Raw genomic sequence first — 22411 nt, forward strand, 5'->3', positions numbered from 1 at the left:
TGAAGCTGCCGGGTCAATCCGCCAGCCGCGGCGTGGTCAGGGAAAAGATGGAACGGACGCGCGCCGCGATATCTTCCGCCATCAGCTCATCCGCCGTGGCGGGATCGGGGGCTGTGGTTTTAGTCTCGAAAGATGCCATGGCGACCACTGCGCCGCCATCTAGCGCCGCCGCGTCGATGTTGACCTTGACGCTGTTGCGGTCGCGGTTGAAGCCGCGCGCCCTGCGGACATCGGTCAGCCGCACGGTGATTGCGACCTGTGGCAAGGGTTGACTGTAGGTCGTTGCAGCGATCGCCGCATTCACACGATCATTGACGGCGGTGACCAGCGCCGGCGATACCGGCGGCAGAGCCTGATCGGCGACGACGCTCGCACTGCGCACGGCATAGGTTGGAGGTGGAGGGTCGACGGACCAGCTAGAGCAGGCTGCCAGTACCAAACATCCTACGAGCGCCGAAACGGCACCCGACCTCAACCACGACATGATATCCGTCCAGACCTACGAACTTTTAAGATACGAAGATCGATATAAAGGACTGGAAATCAACAATGTTCAACTGCGAAGCGCTGAAAAAACATCGGTCGCGGCCTGAAATTCCTCAAAACGTTGTGCACGACGGAGCTCGGCCTCCTCGTCGCTGCCCCAATGCTCGATCGTCCAGTCCTCATCCAGATGGGCAAGCGACCAGACGTCGGTAAGCGGCAGGAAACCTTCGGCAAAGGCCAGCGCCAGGATCGCAGAACCGGTAAGCGTCGTAATCGTGTGGAGGCTGGCAAGTTCCATCGGTGTGTCGTACTTACGCAAGGCAGCCGAGAAGGCAGCGATGGCTTCACCGGGCTGTTCCTGGTGCATGACGCCTTCAGCCAGGATGAAGCGGGCGCCGAGGTCGCGCGCTGCCCATTCGACTACCGGGTTCCAGCGCTCCGACTGCCGCTCGACGAGGCGCTCCGGAGCGTCGGCGCGGTAGCAGAGCAGATCGCTGCCGGAGAAGCGGACGATTTCGTCGAATACCGCCCGGCTCTCCGTCGCAACGCCATCAATGGCGGTATTGACGAGGCGCGTCACAGGCATGGTCGCGGGATCGATGACATCAACCTGATGCGCCCATTCGACGGCCACCAGTCTGGCAAGCGCTTCCGTCGGCAGAGCCAGGGAATGCCGCGCCGGCGTCTTCACCACCTTGCCGTCGAGGGCAATGGCGTGGCCGCCCTCGTCCGCGCTGATCGTCACGTCCTTGTAGAAGCGTTTTGGCAAGGGCTTCTTCATCTGGATCTGCGCGCGGCGGATCGGATCGGGATGGCTGAGACCTTCGGAAAGATCGTTCAACAGGTCGCGCATGGCGTCACCTCAGAGAATATGGCTCAACAGATCGTTCGGATGGTGGGCGATGGCATCGGCGCCGGCCGCCAGCAACTCCTCGACGGAAGCATAGCCCCAGGCCACGCCGATGGCGGTCGCGCCCGCCGCCTTCGCCATCTGCATGTCGTAGATGGCGTCGCCGATCACGATCGTATCATGCGGATCCATGCCAGTTTCGTCGCAGCATTCCGTCACCATCGCCGGATGCGGCTTCGACGGGCAATCGTCCGCAGTGCGGGAGACGATAAAATAGGGCGTGAAATCGTTGACCTCAAGGATATGGGTCAAGCCGCGGCGGGATTTACCCGTCACCGCGCCGATCAGCAGTTCATCGCGGGCCGCAAGCGTCTCGATCAGTGGCTTGATGCCGTCGAAGAGCGGCGTCTGCATGTCCGCCTCATCCCGTACATCGGGAAAGATCGACTTGTAATGCGTCGTCATGGCAATCGCTTCGTCGTCGACATGCGGCTTGCCCTGCAGACGGGCAATGGCAATATCCAGCGTCAGGCCGATGATCGATTTGGTCGCCGAAACATCGGGGCGCTTATAGCCAAAGGCGACAAAGGTTCGCGCCATGACTTCGTGGATCAGCCGCGCGCTGTCGACCAGAGTGCCGTCGCAATCGAAAAGGACCAGCCTCATTCGTCGTCCGGCTCCTCTGCCGATTCCATATCGAAGCCGAGAAGGTTCCAGGTCTGCACCATGTGCGGTGGCAAAGGCGCGGTGACGCGCAGGCGTCCGCCGCTCGGATGCGGGATATCGATATGGCGCGCATGCAGATGCAGGCGCTTCTGCACACCACCGGGAAAATCCCAGTTCGGATCGTCATCGAAATATTTGGGGTCGCCGATGATCGGATGCCCCATATGCAGCGCATGGACACGCAACTGGTGAGTACGGCCCGTATAGGGCTCCATTTCCAGCCAGGCGAGGCTCTGCGCCGCGGTCTCGATCACGCGATAGTAGGAGATGGCGTGATCGGCGCCCTCCTCTCCATGCTTGGCGATGCGCATGCGGTCGCCATCCGGCGTCGCTTCCTTCACCAGCCAGGTGGAAATCTTGTCCTCGTGCTTGCGCGGCACACCCTTGACCAGCGACCAATAGGTCTTCTTGGTATCGCGCTCGCGGAAGGCTGCCGTAAGCTTCTGCGCGGCACCGCGGGTGCGGGCAACGACGAGTACGCCCGATGTGTCGCGGTCGAGACGGTGCACCAGGCGTGGCTTCTCGCCCTTCTTGCTCGTCCATGCCTCGAGCATCTTGTCGATATGACGGGTCAGACCGGAGCCGCCCTGCACCGCAAGGCCGGCCGGCTTGTTCAGCACATAGACCTTGTCGTCTTCATGCAGCAGCATGCGCGCAAGAAGCTCGGCATCACCGGAGTGTTTGAGGTCATTGCCAGCGATCGGACCGTTCTTCAGTCCCTTTGCATCAACATCGAGCGGCGGCACGCGCACCATCTGCCCCGGCTGCACGCGGGCATCCGTCTTGACTCGGCCACCATCGACGCGCACCTGTCCGGAACGCATCAGCTTCTGCAATTGTCCGAAGCCGAGCCCCGGAAAATGCACCTTGAACCAGCGGTCGAGGCGCATGCCGGCCTCGTCAGGCTCGACCTTAATATGCTCAATCCCGGCCATTCTTCTTCTTTCAAGTACCTCGGCATGTCCCGGAAAAGCGGCAAGGCGCATTGGGCGGGTCATGCAAATTCAAACAACGGGACGCTCAGCCCCGCGGCCGGAGATTTCCTAGCCTTTTGACGTGGCTTTAGAGCATTTCGAGGAAAAGTGGAAACCCGGAATTATACGGCAGGATAATTTTCTGGCTCAATTTCCCTTGGCCGAGACGACGGGCAGATTGATGTCGACCATGCCCGCCTTGTCGAACATCAGCATCACGGGCACCGTGCCGCCTTGCTTGAAGGGCGCCTTCACCTGCTTGAACATCATGTGCATCGTATTGGGTGCAAGCGTCACCGTCGCGCCGGCGGGAATGGCGATGCCGCCTTTTATCTCGCGCATCTTCATGATCTCGCCTTCCATCTTCATCTCATGCAACTCCACCTTGCCGGCGGATGATGAGGTCACGGAGGTGAGCTTGTCGTCGGTCTTGCCGGTATTGTGAATTGTAATATAGCCACCGCCGACCGGTTGGCCGGGAAGCATGGCGCGAACATAGCCGCCGCTGATGTCGAGGTCGCCCAGCTTGGCGGTTGCGGAGGCGGAAGGGGCCGCACCCGCATCCATGTGCATTCCGGGCATGGATTTCATCGCACCGCTGTCCTGCGCCATCGCTCCGCTAAGGGATAGCGAAAACGCCCCTATCGAAATCAGCAATGCGGCGGCGTGGTTGCGGTTCATTGTCATCTCCTGCCCGGTTCCTCAATCGACCGGAAGGGATAGCCTCTCCGATGGCAGTTGCAAAGGCCCGTAATCACTAGGGAACGCAGGATTGATCCGCGCGACAAAAATTTGTTCAGCGGCGACATTTGCCCCTTGCCATCTTGGGCCGGGACCGGATAATGGCTCTCAACCCTGTTGGGAGAATCCGGTGCAAGCCGGTGCCGAAGGAGCAACCGCCCCGGAAACTCTCAGGCCAAAGGACCAGCAAGGGGCAGACGGAACTCTGGAGAGAAGCGCGCAAGCGTTCGCCGAAGGGATAACAATCTCAGGCAAACAGACAGAGGGGGCTCAACGCAAGGCGCAGTCGCGCCGAAAGTGTGAGCTCTGCGCTTCGAGATAAGCGCAAAACCCGGAGGCGTCATTTGGACGAGACCGCTGCCCTCAAAACAACACCCCTTCACGCCCTCCATTTGTCGCTTGGTGCCCGCATGGTGCCGTTCGCGGGCTACGATATGCCGGTGCAATATGCGCCGGGCGTGCTGAAGGAACATCTTTGGACTCGATCTTCCGCCGGCCTGTTCGACGTGTCGCATATGGGTCAGGTGACAATCCGCGCCCACTCCGGCAAATATGAGGATGCAGCGCTTGCGCTGGAAAGCCTGGTGCCGGTCGATATTCTCGGCCTCGCCGAAAATCGCCAGCGCTATGGCTTCTTCACCGACGACAAGGGCGGCATCCTCGACGATCTGATGATCACCCATATGGACGACTATCTTTTCGTCGTCGTCAACGCTGCCTGTAAAGAGCAAGATTTCAAGCATCTTCAAGATCATATCGGCGATAGCTGCGAAGTTACATTACTCGATCGCGCCCTCATCGCCCTGCAGGGACCACGCGCCGTCGACGTGCTTGCCGAGCTTTGGGCCGACATCGCCTATATGAAGTTCATGGATGTGCGCCATTGTCGCCTCCACGACGTCTCCTGCCTCGTATCGCGCTCCGGCTATAGCGGCGAAGACGGTTTCGAAATCTCCGTTCCCGCCGATAAGGCCGAGGATATCGCCAAGCGGCTGCTGGAGCATCCGGACGTCCAGCCGATCGGCCTTGGCGCCCGTGATTCACTGCGCCTTGAGGCTGGTCTCTGCCTCTACGGCAACGACATCGACCAGACGACGACGCCGATCGAAGGCGCGCTGGAATGGGCGGTCCAGAAGGCTCGCAAGACCGGCGGCGCCCGCACCGGCGGCTTTCCTGGCGCAACCCGCATCCTCGGCGAACTCGATCACGGCACATCGCGCCGCCGCGTCGGCCTGAAACCGGAGGGCAAGGCGCCGGTGCGCGGCCACGCCAAACTCTATGCCGATGCCGAAGGCAAGAGCGAGATCGGCGAAGTCACCTCGGGCGGTTTCGGTCCGAGCGTCGAAGCTCCGGTTGCCATGGGTTACCTACCGACCGAATTCACCGCTCCCGGCACCACCGTCTACGCTGAAGTCCGCGGCAAATATCTGCCCGTCGTCGTCAGCACCCTGCCTTTCATCAAACCAACCTATAAACGTTGAACGTCTTTTCCAGAGAGGATTATCCATGCTGAAATTCACCGAAGAACATGAGTGGCTGAAGGTCGAAGGCGATGTCGCAATCGTGGGCATTACGGCCCATGCCGCTGAACAGCTAGGCGATCTCGTTTTCGTTGAATTGCCCGAGGTCGGCGCCAGTTTCTCGAAGGGAGCCGACGCGGCAACCGTCGAATCCGTTAAGGCGGCTTCCGAAGTCTATTGTCCGCTCGACGGAGAGATCACCGAAATCAACGAAGCCATTACTGCCGATCCGGCCCTCGTCAACTCCGATCCGATGGGTGCCGGCTGGTTCTTCAAGCTGAAGCTGAAGAACGTCGGTGATCTCGATGGTCTTCTTGATGAATCCGGTTACAAGGAGCTGATCGGATAATGACGACGCCGACTGAGTTCACCTTCACAGATTACCAGCCATACGATTTCGCCAATCGCCGTCATATCGGCCCATCTCCGTCGGAGATGGCCGATATGCTCAAGGTGATCGGCTATAAGAGCCTTGACGGCCTGATCGACGCGACGCTACCGCCGGTAATCCGCCAGAAGGCGCCGCTCGCCTGGGGCGCTCCGATGACGGAGCGCGAGGCGCTCGACCGCCTGCGTGAGACCGCCAACAAGAACAAGGTTCTCGTTTCGCTCATCGGCCAGGGCTATTACGGCACGATCACGCCGCCGGTCATCCAGCGCAACATCCTGGAAAATCCGGCCTGGTACACGGCCTATACACCCTATCAGCCCGAGATCAGCCAGGGCCGCCTAGAGGCTCTGCTGAACTACCAGACGATGATCAGCGATCTCACCGGTCTCGATGTCGCCAATGCGTCTCTGCTCGATGAAGCGACGGCTGCGGCCGAAGGCATGGCGATGGCCGAGCGCGTCGCCAAGTCGAAGGCAAAGGCCTTCTTCGTCGATGCCGGCTGTCATCCCCAGACCATTGCGCTGATCAGGACCCGCGCCGAGCCGCTCGGCTGGACCGTCATCGTCGGCAATCCCTTCACCGATCTCGATCCGGTCGATGTCTTCGGTGCGATCTTCCAGTATCCAGGCACGCACGGTCACATCAACGATTTCAGCGGCTTGATCGCCCGCCTGCACCAGACCGGTGCAATCGCCATCATGGCGACGGATCTCCTGGCATTGACCCTGCTGAAATCCCCGGGTGAAATGGGTGCGGATATCGCTATCGGTTCCTCGCAGCGCTTCGGCGTTCCGGTTGGCTATGGCGGCCCGCATGCCGCGTTTATGGCCGTCAAGGACGACTACAAGCGCTCCATGCCGGGCCGTCTCGTCGGGGTTTCCATCGATGCACGCGGCAATCGCGCCTATCGCCTGTCGCTGCAGACCCGCGAACAGCATATCCGCCGCGAAAAGGCGACGTCCAACATCTGCACCGCCCAGGTGCTGCTCGCCGTGATGGCCTCCATGTATGCAGTCTTCCACGGTCCTCAGGGCTTGAAGGCCATCGCGCAACAGGTCCACCAGAAGGCCGTGCTGATGGCCAAGGGCCTGGAAAAGCTTGGCTATACCGTCGAGCCGGAGACCTTTTTCGATACGATCACCGTCGAGGTCGGTCACATGCAGGCTCTCGTCCTGCGCGCAGCCGTCGCCGAAGGCGTCAACCTGCGCAAGGTCGGCGAAACCAAGATCGGCATCAGCCTTGACGAGCGTACGCGCCCGGCGACGGTCGAAGCCGTCTGGCGCGCTTTCGGTGGCGATTTCCGCATCGCAGATTTCGAGCCGTCCTATCGCCTGCCGAAGACGCTGCTGCGCACCAGCGAATACCTCTCGCATCCGATCTTCCACATGAACCGTGCCGAAAGCGAGATGACGCGCTACATCCGCCGTCTTTCGGACCGCGATCTGGCGCTCGACCGCTCGATGATTCCGCTCGGCTCCTGCACCATGAAGCTGAACGCGACGGCGGAAATGCTGCCGATCACCTGGCCGGAATTCTCGGATATCCATCCGTTCGTCCCGGCCGATCAGGCACTTGGCTACCGCGAAATGATCGACGATCTGACGGACAAGCTCTGCGCGGTGACCGGTTACGACGCTTTCTCCATGCAGCCGAATTCCGGCGCGCAGGGCGAATATGCGGGCCTGCTGACCATCCGCAACTATCACATTGCCAATGGTCAGGGTCACCGCGACATCTGCCTCATTCCGACCTCCGCCCACGGCACCAACCCCGCCTCGGCACAGATGGCTGGCATGAAGGTCGTGGTCGTCAAGGTCAGCGATGACGGCGACATCGACATGGCCGATTTCCGCGCCAAGACCGAGCAATATGCCGACAACCTCTCCTGCTGCATGATCACCTATCCTTCGACGCATGGCGTCTTCGAGGAGACGGTGAAGGAGATCTGCGATCTCGTGCACAAGCATGGCGGTCAGGTCTATCTCGATGGCGCCAACATGAACGCTATGGTCGGCCTCTCACGTCCCGGCGATATCGGTTCTGATGTCAGCCACCTGAACCTGCATAAGACCTTCTGCATCCCGCACGGCGGCGGCGGTCCCGGCATGGGCCCGATCGGCGTCAAGGCCCATCTGGCGCCTCACCTGCCCGGCCATCCGGAAACGGACGGCCGCAGCGGTGCGGTCTCGGCAGCAGCCTTCGGTTCGGCCTCGATCCTGCCGATCTCCTGGAGCTATTGCCTGATGATGGGCGGCGAAGGCCTGACGCAGGCAACGAAGGTGGCGATCCTCAACGCCAACTACATCGCTGCCCGTCTCAAGGGTGCCTATGACGTGCTCTACAAGTCCAAGGACGGACGCGTGGCGCATGAATGCATCATCGACACCCGCCCGCTGGCCGCAAGCGCCGGTGTGACGGTCGACGATGTCGCCAAGCGCCTCATCGATTGCGGCTTCCATGCCCCTACCATGAGCTGGCCGGTTGCCGGCACGCTGATGATCGAGCCGACCGAATCGGAAACCAAGGCTGAGCTCGATCGCTTCTGCGAGGCGATGCTGGCAATCCGCGAGGAAGCCCGCGCCATCGAAGACGGCCGGATGGACAAGACCAACAATCCACTGAAGAACGCACCGCACACGGTGGAAGACCTGGTCGGCGAGTGGGATCGCCCCTATTCGCGCGAACAGGCCTGCTTCCCGCCCGGTGCCTTCCGCGTCGACAAATACTGGTCGCCGGTCAATCGCATCGACAATGTCTATGGCGATCGCAACCTGATCTGCACCTGCCCGCCGCTGGAATCCTACGCCGAGGCCGCAGAATAGTATTTTTACAAAAAAGCGAAGCGGTTCAGTCGCTTCGCTGGAAACAGACATAAATCTATTGCGAAACTTGTCTATGAAAACGCCGCGTGTCCGAAAGGATGCGCGGCGTTTTTGATGACGTCACAGTGGGGTCTTGGAAATCAGATTTATGCCGGAACGATTCGACGTGGACAATCCCGACAGCTACATCGCCGCCGCCTTCGAAACCGACGATCCGGCCTCGATCGCCAAGGCGTTGGGTGAAGTGGCGCGCACGCGCAACATGAGCAAGCTTGCCAAGGATGTCGGCATGAACCGCTCGGCACTCTATCGCGCGCTCAGTGGCGACGGGAATCCGGAATTCGCAACGATCCTGAAGGTCGTCAGGGCACTCGGCCTTAAATTGACGCCGGTACCGGCCGCAAACTACGAATATCGACAACGCTCATGAGCTGAATTTCGACCCGTCGCGGAAATCATCTATTTTTCGTCGTTTGGAAGCCGCCAGGTGAGGGCCGATGTCCTCCCCTAATGAGGCATTCTTGCCATTAACGTCAAAATTGTATTGACTACCAGTGTTATTCGCCAACTGTCCTATGGATGGGAATATAGGAAATCAGGTGCTCAGAAATTACCTCCTTCATCTCGTTCCGGCTTTTTGTATCCCTGCAGGCTTATACCTTTTAGACAATAGCCTTCCATTGACTAATCTTTTTAAGGTTGGCTTGCTATTTCCGGCCCTACTGCTTGCGCTGAAGAGGTTACAGTTTTATTTCCCACCAGAAAACATAAAGGACCGCTCAATCGGCGGGACAGTTGAATACTCCATCCTGAATGGAATGGTCTACGCTACCTTCATGGTTGAATTTACAGGTCTCACACAGCCGTGGCTACAGCCAACAATCGTCGCGACATTGCGCACATTCATGATTGGCACCGCAGCCGTGACCGTATCCACTATAATTGTAAATCTAAACCAGCAGAAAAAGTTGCGTGATCTGAGCCGCGATGCATGACATTGGGCAGGATTTCGCCCGCAGTAGCTGCGAAACCGAACCCTGCCGCAAAAATACTGGATGGCGCTGATAAATTCATCACAGACTGCATGTTCACCGGAACGGCGATGTCAAAGCACGAAACGCATTGCGGGTGAATTATGGAGGAGCCAGCGTTAAGCGGGTTGCGCTGCCTGTCGCTGAGCCGCAAGGGCCGCAAGATCGGCGGGCTTCAGCTCGACGGATTCGCCGCAGCCGCAAGCCGATGTCTGATTGGGATTGGTGAAGATGAAGCCGGAACGCAGCGTCGTGGTCTCGAAGCCCATTTCCGTGCCGAGCAAATAGAGGACGGCCGACGGCTCGACCCAGACCTTTGCGCCATCGCGCTCGATCAGGTCGTCTTTGGGGTTCGGCTCGGTCACCAGGTCGATGGTATATTCCATGCCGGCACACCCGCCCTTTTTGATGCCGACGCGAACGCCCTTGGCATCGGGGCCGGAATTGCCGACGATCGCCTTGACGCGGGCTGCTGCCGCATCCGTCATGCTCATGATTGCGAAGCCCATGGGCTCATTCTCCTCTGGCATCGGCCCGAAAAGTGGTCCGGTTTTCGGACCAGCCGATGCCTACTTAAATGCAACCGGGGTCAAGATCCGGCGCTTCGAGTCTTAATGTAAAGCCGGCGGCTTAAAGCTTCAATACCAGCCGACGGCCACCTGTGCCTCTTCCGACATGCGATCCGGCGTCCATGGCGGGTCGAAGGTCATGCTGACGTCGACACCGGAAACACCTTCCACGGCGCCGACGGCATTTTCGACCCAGCCCGGCATTTCGCCGGCGACCGGGCAACCCGGTGCTGTCAGCGTCATGACGATCTTCACCATGCGGTCGTCTTCGATATCGATCTTGTAGACCAGACCAAGCTCGAAGATATCGGCGGGAATTTCCGGATCATAAACCGTCTTCAACGCGGAGATGATGTCGTCGCTGAGGCGCGCCAGCTCATCTGCGGGAATGCTGGAATGCACGATCCCTTCGCGTGCGTCGATCTTCTGTTCGCTTTCGTCGAGTGACATCGCTTGCCTCCTCAGGCAAAGAATTTCCGTGCATATTCCAGTGCGTCGGCCAGAGCATCCACCTCCGCGCGCGTATTGTACATGCCGAACGATGCACGGCATGTGGAGGTGACGCCGAAGCGTTTCAAGAGCGGTTGGGCGCAATGCGTGCCGGCACGAACGGCAACACCCTGCCGGTCGATCACCATCGAAACGTCGTGGGAGTGAATTCCCGCCAGCTCGAAGGAGAAGATGCCGCCCTTGCCTGGCGCCGTACCGATGACACGCAGCGAATTGATATCCCGCAGCCGTTCCGCCGCATAGGTGGCCAGATCGGCTTCGTGGCGCGCAATCGCTTCCCGGCCTATGCTGTCCATGTAATCGAGCGCATAACCAAGGCCGATCGCCTGCACGATCGGCGGCGTTCCCGCTTCGAAGCGATGCGGCGGATCGTTGTAGGTGACGTTTTCCTCGGTGACATCGAAAATCATCTCGCCGCCGCCCTGGAACGGCCGCATCTCGGCAAGCCGCTCCTTCTTGCCGTAGAGAACGCCGATACCCGAGGGGCCGTAAAGCTTGTGACCGGTCATGACATACCAGTCGCAATCGATATCCTGCACATCGACAGGCATATGCACAGCACCCTGCGAGCCGTCGATCAGAACCGGAATGCCACGCTCATGCGCAATGCGGCAGACTTCCTTCACGGGAACGACGGTTCCGAGCGCGTTCGACATATGGGTGATGGCGACGAGCTTGGTGCGCTCCGTCAGGCTCTTCTCGAAATCCTCGATATGGAACGCGCCCTCGTCGTCGACTGGCACCCACACGAGTTTGGCACCCTGCCGTTCCCGGATGAAATGCCAGGGAACGATGTTGGAGTGATGCTCCATGATGGAGACGACGATCTCGTCACCCTCGCCGATCTTCGGCATGCCCCAACCGTAGGCGATCGTGTTGATCGCCTCGGTCGAGTTCTTGGTAAAGACGATATCGTCGACCGACGGCGCATTCAGGAAGCGGCGCACCTTTTCGCGAGCCGCTTCATAGGCTTCCGTGGCAGCGTTGGACAGGAAATGCAGGCCGCGATGCACATTCGCATATTCGTTGGAATAGGCGTGAGAGATGGCATCGATGACGACCTGCGGCTTCTGCGCGGAAGCGCCATTGTCGAGATAGACGAGCGGCTTGCCATGCACCGTCTTCGCCAGGATCGGAAAATCCCGGCGAATGGCTTCGACGTCATAGGCTGTTGCCGGCACGATCTTGTCCACGAGCTTTGCCTCCAATCAGGCGTGCTTTTCCAGCCAGGCTGAGATAACGCCTTCCAGCGCCTCGACCAGGGCTTCGTCTTCCAGTTCCTCGACGATCTCGGCCACGAAGGCATTGACCAGCATGGCCCGCGCCTTGTTCCGCGGAATGCCGCGAGCCATCAGGTAGTAGAGATGGTTCTCGTCGATGTCGGCAACCGTTGCACCATGGCCGCACTGGACGTCGTCGGCGAAGATTTCGAGCTCCGGCTTGACGGAGAATTCAGCGTCGTCCGACATCAGCAACGTGTTGCATGCCATGCGTGCGTCGGTCTTCTGTGCATCGGGCGCAACCCGGATCATGCCCTGGAACACGCCGCGAGCGCGGTCGAACACCACGTTACGGACGATCTCGGTCGACGCAGTATGCGGAACGTCATGGCCAAGCACCAGCGTCACGTCCGTATGGGTGTCGCCGCCCAGCAGGTTGATGCCGCGCAGCGTCAGATCGGAACCCTCGCCCGTCACCTTCACATGCAGCTCCTGCCGCACCAGCTTGCCGCCGGCATTGATGACGAAGAGCTTCAGCTTCGCATCGGCGCCGAGATCGACGCGGATCTGACCGAGATGCGTATCCTCGGATCCCTGCTCCTGCAGGATGATCCAGATCACTTCCGCACCCTTACCGATCTTGATTTCACTCACCGACGAGACGAGAGCGGCAGCACCTTCGACAGCCTGGTGGCGTTCGATGACCGTCGCCTTCACGCCGGCCCCGAAGGAAACCGGCAAGCGGCTGTGGATCTGCCCGCCGGCGTGTACGAACTGCACCTCCAGCGGCGCTTCGAGTTCGGTGCCATCGGGAACGTCGATGACATAGCCATCGCGCACGAAGCTCGCATTGATGCGCCCGATGGCGTCATCCTTGCCGAGTGCTTCGAGCCCGGCGGCTGCCGTGCCATTGATCAGGCTGTCGGCGTAGCGTCCGACCGCCAGATTCTTGACGGAAGCCTTTTCGTTCGCCTTGCCCTGGAGGACCGCAAGAACCGGAGATCCCTCGACCGTCGGCGGCAGCGCCTCCACAAGACCCTTGCCGATGTCGCTGGGAACCAGGCGCAGCAGGTTCTTGAAATCGGTATAGTGCCAGGCTTCGACGCGGCGCGTCGGCAGGCCTGCCGTCTTCAGCTCGTCCAGCAGGCGGTCGCGGACGGCGAAAACCTCGCCATCACCAGGCAGATCGCCCATCTGGTCGTTATACGCCTCGATCAGCGCCGTTTCGGCTGATGTCAGGCGGTTCGTCGTCTGAATGTTCATCGACGTGTCCTTTCCGCCTCGATCAGGCTGCAGCTCCGATGATGTCGGCATAGCCGTTGGCTTCGAGCTCATGCGCCAGCGTCTTGTCGCCGGACTTGATCACCTGGCCCTTGTAGAGGACGTGGACGGTGTCCGGAACGATATAGTCGAGCAGGCGCTGGTAGTGGGTGATGACGATCACGGCGCGATCCGGGGAACGCAGCGCGTTGACGCCGTCGGCGACGATCTTCAGCGCGTCGATGTCGAGGCCGGAATCGGTTTCGTCGAGCACGCAAAGCTGCGGCTCCAGGAGCGCCATCTGCAGGATTTCGGCGCGCTTCTTTTCACCGCCGGAAAAGCCGACGTTCAGCGGGCGCTTCAGCATGTCCATGTTGATCTGCAGCTTGGCAGCGGCATCCTTGACGCGACGCAGGAAATCCGGCGTCGTCAGCTCGTCTTCGCCACGCGCCTTGCGCTGTTCGTTGAGCGCCACCTTCAGGAACTGCATGGTGGCAACGCCGGGGATTTCGACCGGATACTGGAACGCCAGGAAGATGCCCTTGGCGGCGCGCTCGGCGGCGTCGAGCTCCAGAATGCTCTCGCCGTTATAGAGGATGTCGCCCTCGGTGACTTCATAGTCCTCACGGCCGGCGAGAATGTAGGAGAGCGTCGACTTGCCGGAGCCGTTCGGGCCCATGATGGCAGCGACTTCGCCGGCCTTTACGGTCAGGTTCAGGCCACGGATGATCTCGGTGCCGTCTTCGGCGATACGGGCGTGCAGGTTCTTGATTTCAAGCATTTTAGTATCCTATCGCAGGAATGAGTGTGCGGCGCGCGTGGCGCGCCAAAGCTAGTTCTGGTTCGTGTGCGTCAGCCGACGCTGCCTTCGAGCGAGATGCCGATCAGCTTCTGCGCTTCGACGGCGAATTCCATCGGCAGCTCCTGCAGCACTTCCTTGACGAAGCCGTTGACGATCAGCGCAATCGCCGCTTCCTCCGGAATGCCGCGCTGCAGGCAGTAGAACAGCTGGTCTTCGGAAATCTTCGAGGTCGTGGCTTCATGCTCGAACTGCGCGGACGAATTCTTCGCCTCGATGTACGGCACCGTATGCGCGCCGCACTTGTCGCCGATCAAAAGCGAGTCGCACTGCGTGAAGTTGCGGGCGTTGGTCGCGCGGCGATGCGCCGAGACCTGGCCGCGATAGGTATTCTGCGAGACACCGGCCGCGATACCCTTCGAGATGATGCGGCTCGACGTGTTCTTGCCGAGATGGATCATCTTGGTGCCACTGTCGACCTGCTGATGGCCGTTCGAAACCGCGATGGAATAGAACTCACCACGGCTGTCATCGCCGCGCAGGATGCAGGACGGATACTTCCAGGTGATGGCAGAGCCGGTCTCGACCTGTGTCCAGGAAATCTTGGAGCGGTGGCCGCGGCAATCGCCACGCTTGGTGACGAAGTTGTAGATGCCGCCCTTGCCGTGCTTGTCGCCCGGATACCAGTTCTGGACGGTCGAATACTTGATCTCGGCGTCATCGAGCGCAACCAGCTCGACGACAGCGGCGTGCAGCTGGTTTTCATCGCGCTGCGGCGCCGTGCAGCCTTCCAGATAGGAGACATAGGCACCTTCTTCGGCGATGATCAGCGTGCGCTCGAACTGGCCGGTATTCTTTTCGTTGATGCGGAAGTAGGTCGACAGTTCCATCGGGCAACGAACGCCCTTCGGCACGAAGACGAACGAACCGTCGGTGAAGACGGCCGAATTCAACGTCGCATAGAAATTGTCCGTCGTCGGCACCACGGAGCCGAGGTACTTGCGCACCAGCTCGGGATATTCGCGGATGGCTTCCGAGATCGACATGAAGATCACGCCGGCCTTCTTCAGCTCTTCCTTGAAGGTCGTGACGACCGAAACGGAATCGAACACCGCGTCGACGGCGATCTTCGGCTTCTCGACGCCGGCGAGAATTTCCTGCTCGCGCAGCGGAATGCCGAGCTTCTCGTAGGTCTTCAGAAGCTCCGGATCAACGTCGTCGAGCGACTTCGGACCGGCGAATTTCTTCGGCGCGGCATAATAGTGAATATCGTTGAAGTCGATCTTCGGATAGTCGACGCGCGCCCATGTGGGCTCTTCAAGCGTCAGCCAGCGGCGATAGGCCTCGAGGCGCCATTCCAGCATCCAATCCGGCTCCTGCTTCTTGGCGGAGATGAAGCGGATAATGTCTTCGGAGAGGCCCTTGGGAGCCTTTTCCACCTCGATCGTGGTCTCAAAACCATACTTATACTGGTCCACGTCAATCAGGCGAACCTGATCGACCGTTTCCTGGACTGCAGGCATTTCGTTCTCCAATCTCGCCGGATCCAAGGTCCGGCAGCTTGTCAACGTTGCGGCAGACTTATGTCTACCCCCTATGTAGTCGGCCAAAAGGGACTTTTCACCCCGATTGGCAAGCGGAAATTTCGGTTTCCGCAAAATTGTGGCCGTCAGGCCGCCGCACCCGCCAGCTTGCGCCTTGCCGCGATGCGGGAAAACGCGGCGATTGCGCGATCAATCTCCGCTTCGGTCGTGGTTGGACCCAGCGAAATGCGCAACGCTCCAAGCTTGGGATCGCATCCCATCGCCACGAGCACATGGCTCTCGCCGACCTTGCCGGACGAGCAGGCGGACCCGGCAGAAATCGCCACCCCTTCCAGGTCGAAAGCGATCTGGCCGGTTTCGGATTTCAGTCCCGGCAGCGTGAAAAAGCTGGTGTTCGGAACGCGCGCACCCTGCTCGCCATGAATAATGACATCCGGTGCGCTCTGCCGCATGCCTTCTTCCAGCCGGTCGCGTAGTCTGGCAATTGCGACATTCCGTTCTTCTAGCCTGTCGAACGCGGCAGCGGCAGCCGCACCGAAGCCAATGATGGCAAGCGTGTTTTCCGTACCCGAGCGATGGCCCTTTTCCTGGCCGCCGCCATGGATCAACGGTTTCGGCATCAGCACCTCGCCACGCGAGACGAGCGCGCCGGCACCCTTGGGACCGCCAATCTTGTGCGAGGAGACGATCAGGAAATCCGCACCGATCGCATCGATATCGAGCGGAACGCGGCCGGCGGCCTGAACTGCGTCGACCACGAAGAGCCCGCCCGCCGCCTGAACAAGCTTCGCGGCTTCAATCACAGGCTGGAGAATACCGGTCTCGTTATTGGCAAACATGATGGCGACCATCGGTAAGCCGGCCGTTTTGTCATGCGCCGACAGCAACGCTTCCAGTGCGGCAAGATCGACCGTGCCTTCCGGCGTTACCGGTATTTCGCTGACATTATCTCTGGCAAACCGCCCGCCTTCGCGCACGGCCGGATGTTCGACGGCCGATATATAAAGATGGCTGACGGCAAGCGGCGTCCGGCCCATGCGAAATTCCGGCGTCAACACCATATTGGCCGCCTCGGTGGCGCCGCTGGTGAAAACGATGTGCGCGGGTTCCGCGCCCGTCAGGCTTGCCACTTGCCTCCGGGCGGCCTCGACAGCGGCCCGCGCTGCCCTACCTTCGCCGTGAACGGAATTGGGGTTGCCTTGAATATCCATTGCACGCAACATCGCATCGCGCGCCGCCGGATGAAGCGGCGCGGTAGCATTCCAGTCGAGATAGAGGCGTGTTGCCGCCATAATCTTCTTCCTGCGCGACTTTGCTTTACTGCGGCCGGCTCATTTTCCTTGAAATTTCAGCCGGGCATGCCTTATGACACGTTCCACAAACCGTTGCACAGACAACAGGCGGAACACCGCATCAAGTTTCGAATTGTTCTAAACTGCGTTCTAGAAAAGATGAGCGCATTCGTCAAGTCAACTTGCTGCGTGCCGTTGGATTTGGACGCAGAAAAAGAAGAGCCGGAGTATCAATGCCCGAAGTAATTTTCAACGGCCCCGCAGGCCGCCTTGAAGGCCGCTATCAGCCCTCCAAGGAAAAAAGCGCCCCGATCGCCATTATTCTCCATCCGCATCCCCAGTTCGGCGGCACGATGAATAATCAGGTGGTCTACCAGCTCTTCTATATGTTCCAGAAGCGCGGTTTCACCACACTCCGCTTCAATTTCCGCGGCATCGGCCGCAGCCAGGGTGAATTCGATCACGGCGCCGGCGAGCTTTCCGATGCGGCATCGGCACTCGACTGGGTCCAGAGCCTCCATCCCGATTCGAAGAGCTGCTGGGTTGCCGGCTATTCCTTCGGCGCCTGGATCGGCATGCAGCTGCTGATGCGCCGCCCCGAGATCGAAGGTTTCATGTCGATCGCGCCGCAGCCGAATATATACGATTTCTCCTTCCTTGCTCCCTGCCCGTCATCCGGCCTGATCATCAACGGCGATGCGGACAAGGTTGCTCCGGAAAAGGATGTCAACGGCCTTGTCGAGAAGCTGAAGACGCAGAAGGGCATCCTGATCACGCACAAGGTCGTGCCGGGCGCCAACCACTTCTTCAACGGCCAGGTCGAAACGCTGCTCAGCGAATGCGAGGATTATCTCGACCGCCGCCTGAATGGCGAACTGGTGCCGGAACCGGCCGCCAAACGCATTCGCTAAGAAGCGGTACCCGTCTCAGAGCGTTTCCGCGTTTCTTTGAAACACGGAAACGCTCAATTTTACCGTTTACGCATTCCGGTCGAAAATCGTTGCAAACTTTTCCCGGAACTCCTCCTAGCGCGACATCCTGAAGCAAAGGCCTGAAGTGCCGCTGACAACGATCGGCGCTTCGTACTGCATTCCGATTTTCTGGAGAACTCGCTGCGAAGCAGCGTTTTCCGGATGCGTGAATGCGATGAACCGATCGGTAAAGCCGCGGCGGAAAAACCACTGCGCGAGCGCGCCGGCGATTTCGGTGGCATAGCCATTGCCCCACGCGTCCTGCCGAAGCGAATAGCCGAGTTCGAACTCGCCTCGCCCTCTCTCCTGGAAGCGCGAAAATCCGGCACGGCCGATAAAGCGTCCATCCTCGCGCCGCAGCAGCTTGTATTTGGTCGTGCCATCTCGCGCATGTTCATCGAACCAGCTTTTCAGCCGTTCCTCGGCCTTCTCCAGCGTCCAAGGAGCCGCACCCGAGAGATAGCGCGTCGTGTCGATCGTCGAATGCAATTGCCGAATCACTTCGGCATCACCCTTGTCCCACATCGTCAGAACGAGGCGCGGGGTTTCGAGTATGATGGTGTCACTCATCTGCCTGCCTATTTTCGTGATGGATCTGCAGCCTGCTGGGTGTATGGCAGCGCCGATTGACGACCGGCCGGTCAGTGCTAACCGCTCGGGCCGATTTCAACAAGCCGATCAAGTGACAATATCGCGTGCGAAGGCCCGCCGAAGCGAGCCTTGAAATTATCGCTTGATATCATCGGTCAGTGACATGCCGGCAGGCCAGGAGCGCCGCACTTCTTCTTTTCCGGAGACTTCTGCGGCGGAAGCGGTCTTTTAACCTGTTGCACGACCTTCGCCTGCGGTTGGGGCCTCGGCTGAGCCTGCGGCTTCGGCGCTGGCGCCCTCGCCTGCGCCACGACATGCGGCAAGGGTCTGGGCTGCGCAGGAGTCGGATTGGCTCGCCTGGGCGGGGCGGCGGCCACATGAGGTTGACTGCTGATCCGAGGTTGGTTGTTGGAGATGGCCTTGGGCTTCGCCGGAGTTCGGGCGGCAACAGCGGGAGCGTGGGCACTGGGCTTCGGTGCAACTGCAACCGTTTTCGGTTTGCCACTCGGCGCTGTTTGCTGTGCCGGGGTCTTGGCAATCTGGTTTTGCTCCTTGGCACCGGGAAGTGCATGAGCATTGGCGTTCGGTGCAGCCTGAGGCTGTTGAGCCTGTTTCGTCTGCGCTCCGCCCGGATTGGCCAGCTTGCCCGTGGTTGGCAAAGGCTGACCATTTGCGCCGGGAAGCGCGTGTACATTGATATTTGTGCCTTGCTGAGCAGGTTGCGTGGCGACAGCCGGATTATGCGATGCATTCGGTGCGACTTGTGGCGATTGCCCCTGCTTCGTCTGAGCGGCTCCCGGCAGTGCATGAGCTGCAGCATTTCCGGCTTGCGGCTGGGCCGAAGGTGCGGCCGCCGGAGCCGTTCCGGGCGCCGCCTTGACCGCTGCGGCCGGATTCTGCTTTTGCAGAATCGCCGCCTTCTTCTGCACTGATGGCGGCAGGGCGACATGCAGCGCCACGGCGCCTGCTCCGGCAATGACGGCTGCGCCGCCAAGCTTCTGGCCCGTCGTCAGCCCGGGTGCTGCAGGCGCAGCGCCATTTTCATTGACGACAGTATTGTTATTGATGACCGTCGTGTTGTTCACGACCGTATTGTGGATGTTGTTGAAGATGATGTTGTTTTCGGGCGGTGCGATATCGCGCGGCGGTTCGACCCATCGAGGGACCGGAACGAAGACTGGCGCCGGCAATACATAGAGATTGACCGAAGGCTGCGGCGGTGCCAGCACGACGAAATCCTGTGGCGGCGGCGCGAGGAAAACGAGGGGCGGCGGCGGTGCATAGCCGAAGTCGGCATCATCGAAATAAAGCACTGGCCGCTCGACATAGACCACCTCCGGCGGCGGTGGTGGCGGCACGTCATATTCGATGACGGTGAAGGACGGCGGCGGCTCAAGCGCTGCCTCGAAATGTTCGAGACTGCGGCGGGCATCCCACACATGGGGACCGCGCGGATAACGCCTGAGATAGGACCAATAGGCCTCCGGCGTATCGGCAATCCAGGTCTCGCGCCAGGTGATAGCCTCGCGGCGGGCAGCGACAATGGCGCGCACGCGCCTTGCCATGGAGTCGTTGGGATAGGCTGCCAGAAAATCCTCATAGCCCTGTAGCGTGTCGCGATCGAGCGCGGCGAAATAGGCATCCCGCTCGTCGAAATCGCGGATCGCCTTCGTGCGGATTGCCGCGTTATCGTAGCTCACCACCTGGGTGGCCGGCGCATCGGGACCGCGATCGAAGAAGGTAAGGGCATTTCTGAATTTGGAGGCATCCCAGGAGATCTGCGCGCCCTTGGTCAGATCGCTGACGCGCAGGCGCGTGCGATCGAATACGTCGTCAAGGGGCAGACCGCCGACGCGGATCATCTCCGCCAGCGCATGCGCGTAGGAACCATAGGGACCGGCCTCCTGCGGCGCCACCGTGCCGGGCGCTGCATTGAAGGCGATCAGCTGGTTGGCGTCTGGATCGACCAAGGCCAGACCGCCGGCCAGCGGCTGGCTGGACTGCACGAATGGATTGGCCCTCGCCGCATCCAGCACGACGATGCTGCCGCGATTGTTGATCGCGGCCAGCGACTTCGTGAAGTCGCTCACGCGGATCGCCTGAACGGGGACATCCGTAGCATTGGTGATCTGTGCATCGACAGGAACGAAATAATTGTCGCCCTCATATTGCACACCATAGCCCGCCAGATACACGAAGACGACGGTGTTGGGGCCTGATGCGTTGGCTTTCGTCAGAAAGTCGCGCATGGCGTCGCGCAGCCCGTTCTGGTCGAGGTCGCGCGCGCCGATCACATCGAAGCCCGCGGCCTGCAGCGTCTGCGCGATCAGGCCGGCATCATTGGCCGGCGTCGGAAGCGCGCCAGCCTTGTAGACGGCATTACCCACGACGAAGGCTATTCTCTTTTCGGGAGAACCCTGCGCTTCGGCCGGACTCGTAGCAGCGATACCGGCCAAAACCAACATCATGGCAAGAAATGCCCAGATCGTCCTTTGAGATGACAATCCCATCATCGAGAGCAGAGGTGACATACCGGCTTCTTTCGCGAAACATGTGACGCACACGGGATGAATGGGAAATGGCTAGGATTGGATTTGGGCGGATACGCGGCATATTCCCGGCGGCATGGCGGCGATGTCGCGGTCTATTCACGTTCAGACGCGCTCGGTTACAAATCCCGCCTCAATCGAAACTTGCCACCCGCGACACCAAAATGATGACGTGCCGGCAAATCGGTGCTAAACGCGCCTCCGCAATATTCAACAACAGCGACTTCGCCGCATCCTTCATCGATGCGGCTTCGAGAGACCAAGATCATGGCTGAGTTCAAATCCGATTTCCTGCGCACCCTGCACGAGCGCGGCTTCATTCATCAGATTTCCGATGAAGCCGGCCTCGATGACCTTTTCGCCAAGGAAACCGTGACGGCCTATATCGGCTTCGATCCGACTGCATCAAGCTTGCATGCGGGTTCGCTGATCCAGATCATGATGCTGCACTGGCTGCAGGCGACCGGCCATCGACCCATTTCGCTGATGGGCGGCGGTACCGGCATGGTCGGTGATCCCTCGTTCAAGGACGAAGCCCGCCAGCTGATGACGATCGACACGATCGAGAGCAACATCGCCTCGATCAAGCGCTGCTTCTCGAACTACCTCACCTATGGTGAAGGCCCGAAGGACGCGTTGATGATCAATAACGCCGAATGGCTGCGCTCGCTCAACTACCTGGAATTCCTGCGCGATGTTGGCCGCCACTTCTCGGTCAACCGCATGCTGTCCTTCGACAGCGTCAAGACGCGCCTGGATCGCGAGCAGTCGCTGTCGTTCCTCGAATTCAACTACATGATCCTGCAGGCCTACGACTTCGTCGAGTTGGCCAAGCGTTACGATTGCCGCCTGCAGATGGGCGGTTCGGACCAGTGGGGCAATATCGTCAACGGCATCGACCTCGGTCACCGCATGGGGACGAAACAGCTCTTCGCCTTGACCTCGCCGCTGCTGACGACGGCGTCCGGCGCCAAGATGGGCAAGTCCGCCACCGGCGCGGTCTGGCTGAATGCCGACCTGCTTTCGGCCTACGACTTCTGGCAGTACTGGCGCAACACCGAGGATGCCGATGTCTCGCGCTTCCTGAAGCTCTACACGACGCTGCCGATGGATGAGATCGCACGGCTTTCGGCCCTGGCCGGCTCCGAGATCAATGAAGTCAAGAAGATCCTCGCGACTGAAGTGACCGCGATCCTGCATGGCCGCGCGGCAGCCGAACAGGCCGCCGAAACGGCCCGCAAGACCTTCGAGGAAGGCGGCCTGTCCGAAAACCTGCCATCGATCGACGTTCCGGCGTCCGAACTCGAAGCCGGCATCGGGCTTCTCTCGCTGATCGTGCGCGCCGGCCTTGCCGCTTCCAACGGCGAGGCTCGCCGTCATGTTCAGGGCGGCGCGGTTCGTATCAACGATGAAGCCATCAGCGACGAACGCAAGATCATTGGCAGCGGCGAAGTGACGGCCGACGGCGTCATCAAGCTGTCGCTCGGCAAGAAGAAGCACATCCTGATCCGCCCGGCTGCCTAAACCGCGGAACAGTCTGAGAATGAATAAAGCCGGCGTCCCCT

At 60.2% G+C, this 22411-nt stretch carries 21 protein-coding genes and 1 riboswitch; of the genes, 7 read left to right on the plus strand and 14 right to left on the minus strand.

Features of this window, described 5'->3' with window-relative positions; genetic code table 11:
* Positions 1-13: 13 nt before the first annotated feature.
* The 5 genes from PH552_RS13930 to PH552_RS13950 form a co-directional block, all read right to left on the minus strand.
* Positions 14-484 (minus strand): hypothetical protein, encoded by a 471-nt coding sequence (locus PH552_RS13930; protein WP_112343138.1) that lies wholly within the window; start codon positions 482-484, stop codon positions 14-16.
* A 69-nt stretch (positions 485-553) separates the two neighbouring features.
* A complete protein-coding gene (locus tag PH552_RS13935) occupies positions 554-1339 on the minus strand; it encodes an ATP12 family chaperone protein (protein ID WP_112343139.1) in 786 nt (261 codons plus the stop codon).
* A gap of 9 nt (positions 1340-1348) precedes the next feature.
* On the minus strand, positions 1349-2002 hold the full coding sequence (locus PH552_RS13940) for an HAD-IA family hydrolase (protein ID WP_112343140.1): 654 nt from the start codon (positions 2000-2002) through the stop codon (positions 1349-1351).
* Positions 1999-2997 (minus strand): RluA family pseudouridine synthase, encoded by a 999-nt coding sequence (locus PH552_RS13945; protein ID WP_113251575.1) that lies wholly within the window; start codon positions 2995-2997, stop codon positions 1999-2001. Before PH552_RS13945 ends, PH552_RS13940 begins: the two co-directional genes overlap by 4 nt.
* Positions 2998-3183: 186 nt before the next feature.
* Positions 3184-3717 (minus strand): copper chaperone PCu(A)C, encoded by a 534-nt coding sequence (locus PH552_RS13950; protein ID WP_112343142.1) that lies wholly within the window; start codon positions 3715-3717, stop codon positions 3184-3186.
* Positions 3718-3885: 168 nt separating this feature from the next.
* Positions 3886-3973, plus strand: a riboswitch (glycine riboswitch).
* A gap of 148 nt (positions 3974-4121) precedes the next feature.
* Between PH552_RS13950 and gcvT the strand changes: the two genes are divergently transcribed.
* The 5 genes from gcvT to PH552_RS13975 all read left to right on the plus strand — a co-directional run bounded on the left by gcvT (position 4122) and on the right by PH552_RS13975 (position 9505).
* Positions 4122-5258: a glycine cleavage system aminomethyltransferase GcvT gene (gene gcvT / locus PH552_RS13955; protein WP_112343143.1), complete on the plus strand. Its 1137-nt coding sequence runs from the start codon at positions 4122-4124 to the stop codon at positions 5256-5258.
* 25 nt (positions 5259-5283) lie between these two features.
* Complete coding sequence (gene gcvH, locus PH552_RS13960; RefSeq protein WP_112334775.1) at positions 5284-5646, plus strand: glycine cleavage system protein GcvH; 363 nt, start codon at positions 5284-5286, stop codon at positions 5644-5646.
* On the plus strand, positions 5646-8510 hold the full coding sequence (gcvP, locus tag PH552_RS13965) for an aminomethyl-transferring glycine dehydrogenase (protein WP_113251574.1): 2865 nt from the start codon (positions 5646-5648) through the stop codon (positions 8508-8510). Before gcvH ends, gcvP begins: the two co-directional genes overlap by 1 nt.
* A 148-nt stretch (positions 8511-8658) precedes the next feature.
* A complete protein-coding gene (locus PH552_RS13970; protein ID WP_112343145.1) occupies positions 8659-8940 on the plus strand; it encodes an addiction module antidote protein in 282 nt (93 codons plus the stop codon).
* Positions 8941-9109: 169 nt separating this feature from the next.
* Positions 9110-9505, plus strand: a complete 396-nt coding sequence (locus PH552_RS13975; protein ID WP_162737072.1) for a hypothetical protein — start codon at positions 9110-9112, stop codon at positions 9503-9505.
* 155 nt (positions 9506-9660) lie between these two features.
* On the opposite strand, the gene sufA is transcribed toward PH552_RS13975, so the two are convergent.
* From sufA to PH552_RS14010, 7 genes are all read right to left on the minus strand, one after another.
* On the minus strand, positions 9661-10050 hold the full coding sequence (gene sufA, locus PH552_RS13980; RefSeq protein WP_112343146.1) for a Fe-S cluster assembly scaffold SufA: 390 nt from the start codon (positions 10048-10050) through the stop codon (positions 9661-9663).
* A 129-nt stretch (positions 10051-10179) separates the two neighbouring features.
* Complete coding sequence (locus PH552_RS13985) at positions 10180-10560, minus strand: SUF system Fe-S cluster assembly protein (RefSeq protein WP_069612273.1); 381 nt, start codon at positions 10558-10560, stop codon at positions 10180-10182.
* Positions 10561-10571: 11 nt separating this feature from the next.
* Positions 10572-11813 carry a cysteine desulfurase gene (locus PH552_RS13990; RefSeq protein WP_112343181.1) on the minus strand — a complete coding sequence of 414 codons (1242 nt, stop codon included), beginning with the start codon at positions 11811-11813 and terminating at the stop codon, positions 10572-10574.
* A gap of 15 nt (positions 11814-11828) precedes the next feature.
* Entirely contained in the window at positions 11829-13103 is a 1275-nt protein-coding gene (gene sufD, locus PH552_RS13995) for a Fe-S cluster assembly protein SufD (RefSeq protein ID WP_112343147.1), read from the minus strand.
* A gap of 22 nt (positions 13104-13125) precedes the next feature.
* On the minus strand, positions 13126-13881 hold the full coding sequence (gene sufC / locus PH552_RS14000) for a Fe-S cluster assembly ATPase SufC (RefSeq protein ID WP_092716448.1): 756 nt from the start codon (positions 13879-13881) through the stop codon (positions 13126-13128).
* Positions 13882-13952: 71 nt separating this feature from the next.
* Positions 13953-15422: a Fe-S cluster assembly protein SufB gene (gene sufB / locus PH552_RS14005; protein ID WP_112343148.1), complete on the minus strand. Its 1470-nt coding sequence runs from the start codon at positions 15420-15422 to the stop codon at positions 13953-13955.
* A 146-nt stretch (positions 15423-15568) separates the two neighbouring features.
* Positions 15569-16735, minus strand: coding sequence for a cysteine desulfurase family protein (locus PH552_RS14010; RefSeq protein WP_112343149.1), 1167 nt, complete (start codon positions 16733-16735; stop codon positions 15569-15571).
* A gap of 233 nt (positions 16736-16968) precedes the next feature.
* On the opposite strand from PH552_RS14010, the gene PH552_RS14015 reads away from it, so the two are divergent.
* Entirely contained in the window at positions 16969-17646 is a 678-nt protein-coding gene (locus tag PH552_RS14015) for an alpha/beta hydrolase (protein ID WP_112343151.1), read from the plus strand.
* A 114-nt stretch (positions 17647-17760) separates the two neighbouring features.
* Here the strand turns inward: PH552_RS14015 and PH552_RS14020 are convergent, their stop codons facing one another.
* Positions 17761-18276, minus strand: coding sequence for a GNAT family N-acetyltransferase (locus PH552_RS14020; protein ID WP_112343152.1), 516 nt, complete (start codon positions 18274-18276; stop codon positions 17761-17763).
* 176 nt (positions 18277-18452) lie between these two features.
* Positions 18453-20828 (minus strand): caspase family protein, encoded by a 2376-nt coding sequence (locus PH552_RS14025; RefSeq protein ID WP_112343153.1) that lies wholly within the window; start codon positions 20826-20828, stop codon positions 18453-18455.
* Positions 20829-21113: 285 nt separating this feature from the next.
* On the opposite strand from PH552_RS14025, the gene tyrS reads away from it, so the two are divergent.
* Positions 21114-22370 (plus strand): tyrosine--tRNA ligase, encoded by a 1257-nt coding sequence (gene tyrS / locus PH552_RS14030; RefSeq protein ID WP_112343154.1) that lies wholly within the window; start codon positions 21114-21116, stop codon positions 22368-22370.
* Positions 22371-22411 lie beyond the last annotated feature (41 nt).

Origin of the sequence: Rhizobium aureum, assembly GCF_030182495.1 — a bacterium.
Classification (GTDB): domain Bacteria; phylum Pseudomonadota; class Alphaproteobacteria; order Rhizobiales; family Rhizobiaceae; genus Rhizobium; species Rhizobium tropici_C.

What these genes read in the sequence shown, in the direction of transcription:
- PH552_RS13935 (WP_112343139.1), bottom strand. Translation starts at nt 1,339, where the DNA reads ATGCGCGACCTGTTGAACGATCTTTCCGAAGGTCTCAGCCATCCCGAT.
- gcvH (WP_112334775.1), top strand. Translation starts at nt 5,284, where the DNA reads ATGCTGAAATTCACCGAAGAACATGAGTGGCTGAAGGTCGAAGGCGAT.
- gcvP (WP_113251574.1), top strand. Translation starts at nt 5,646, where the DNA reads ATGACGACGCCGACTGAGTTCACCTTCACAGATTACCAGCCATACGAT.
- PH552_RS14025 (WP_112343153.1), bottom strand. Translation starts at nt 20,828, where the DNA reads ATGTCACCTCTGCTCTCGATGATGGGATTGTCATCTCAAAGGACGATC.
- PH552_RS13940 (WP_112343140.1), bottom strand. Translation starts at nt 2,002, where the DNA reads ATGAGGCTGGTCCTTTTCGATTGCGACGGCACTCTGGTCGACAGCGCG.
- PH552_RS13970 (WP_112343145.1), top strand. Translation starts at nt 8,659, where the DNA reads ATGCCGGAACGATTCGACGTGGACAATCCCGACAGCTACATCGCCGCC.
- tyrS (WP_112343154.1), top strand. Translation starts at nt 21,114, where the DNA reads ATGGCTGAGTTCAAATCCGATTTCCTGCGCACCCTGCACGAGCGCGGC.
- sufC (WP_092716448.1), bottom strand. Translation starts at nt 13,881, where the DNA reads ATGCTTGAAATCAAGAACCTGCACGCCCGTATCGCCGAAGACGGCACC.
- PH552_RS13985 (WP_069612273.1), bottom strand. Translation starts at nt 10,560, where the DNA reads ATGTCACTCGACGAAAGCGAACAGAAGATCGACGCACGCGAAGGGATC.
- sufA (WP_112343146.1), bottom strand. Translation starts at nt 10,050, where the DNA reads ATGGGCTTCGCAATCATGAGCATGACGGATGCGGCAGCAGCCCGCGTC.
- PH552_RS13945 (WP_113251575.1), bottom strand. Translation starts at nt 2,997, where the DNA reads ATGGCCGGGATTGAGCATATTAAGGTCGAGCCTGACGAGGCCGGCATG.
- PH552_RS13930 (WP_112343138.1), bottom strand. Translation starts at nt 484, where the DNA reads ATGTCGTGGTTGAGGTCGGGTGCCGTTTCGGCGCTCGTAGGATGTTTG.
- sufB (WP_112343148.1), bottom strand. Translation starts at nt 15,422, where the DNA reads ATGCCTGCAGTCCAGGAAACGGTCGATCAGGTTCGCCTGATTGACGTG.
- PH552_RS14010 (WP_112343149.1), bottom strand. Translation starts at nt 16,735, where the DNA reads ATGGCGGCAACACGCCTCTATCTCGACTGGAATGCTACCGCGCCGCTT.
- PH552_RS14020 (WP_112343152.1), bottom strand. Translation starts at nt 18,276, where the DNA reads ATGAGTGACACCATCATACTCGAAACCCCGCGCCTCGTTCTGACGATG.
- PH552_RS14015 (WP_112343151.1), top strand. Translation starts at nt 16,969, where the DNA reads ATGCCCGAAGTAATTTTCAACGGCCCCGCAGGCCGCCTTGAAGGCCGC.
- sufD (WP_112343147.1), bottom strand. Translation starts at nt 13,103, where the DNA reads ATGAACATTCAGACGACGAACCGCCTGACATCAGCCGAAACGGCGCTG.
- PH552_RS13950 (WP_112343142.1), bottom strand. Translation starts at nt 3,717, where the DNA reads ATGAACCGCAACCACGCCGCCGCATTGCTGATTTCGATAGGGGCGTTT.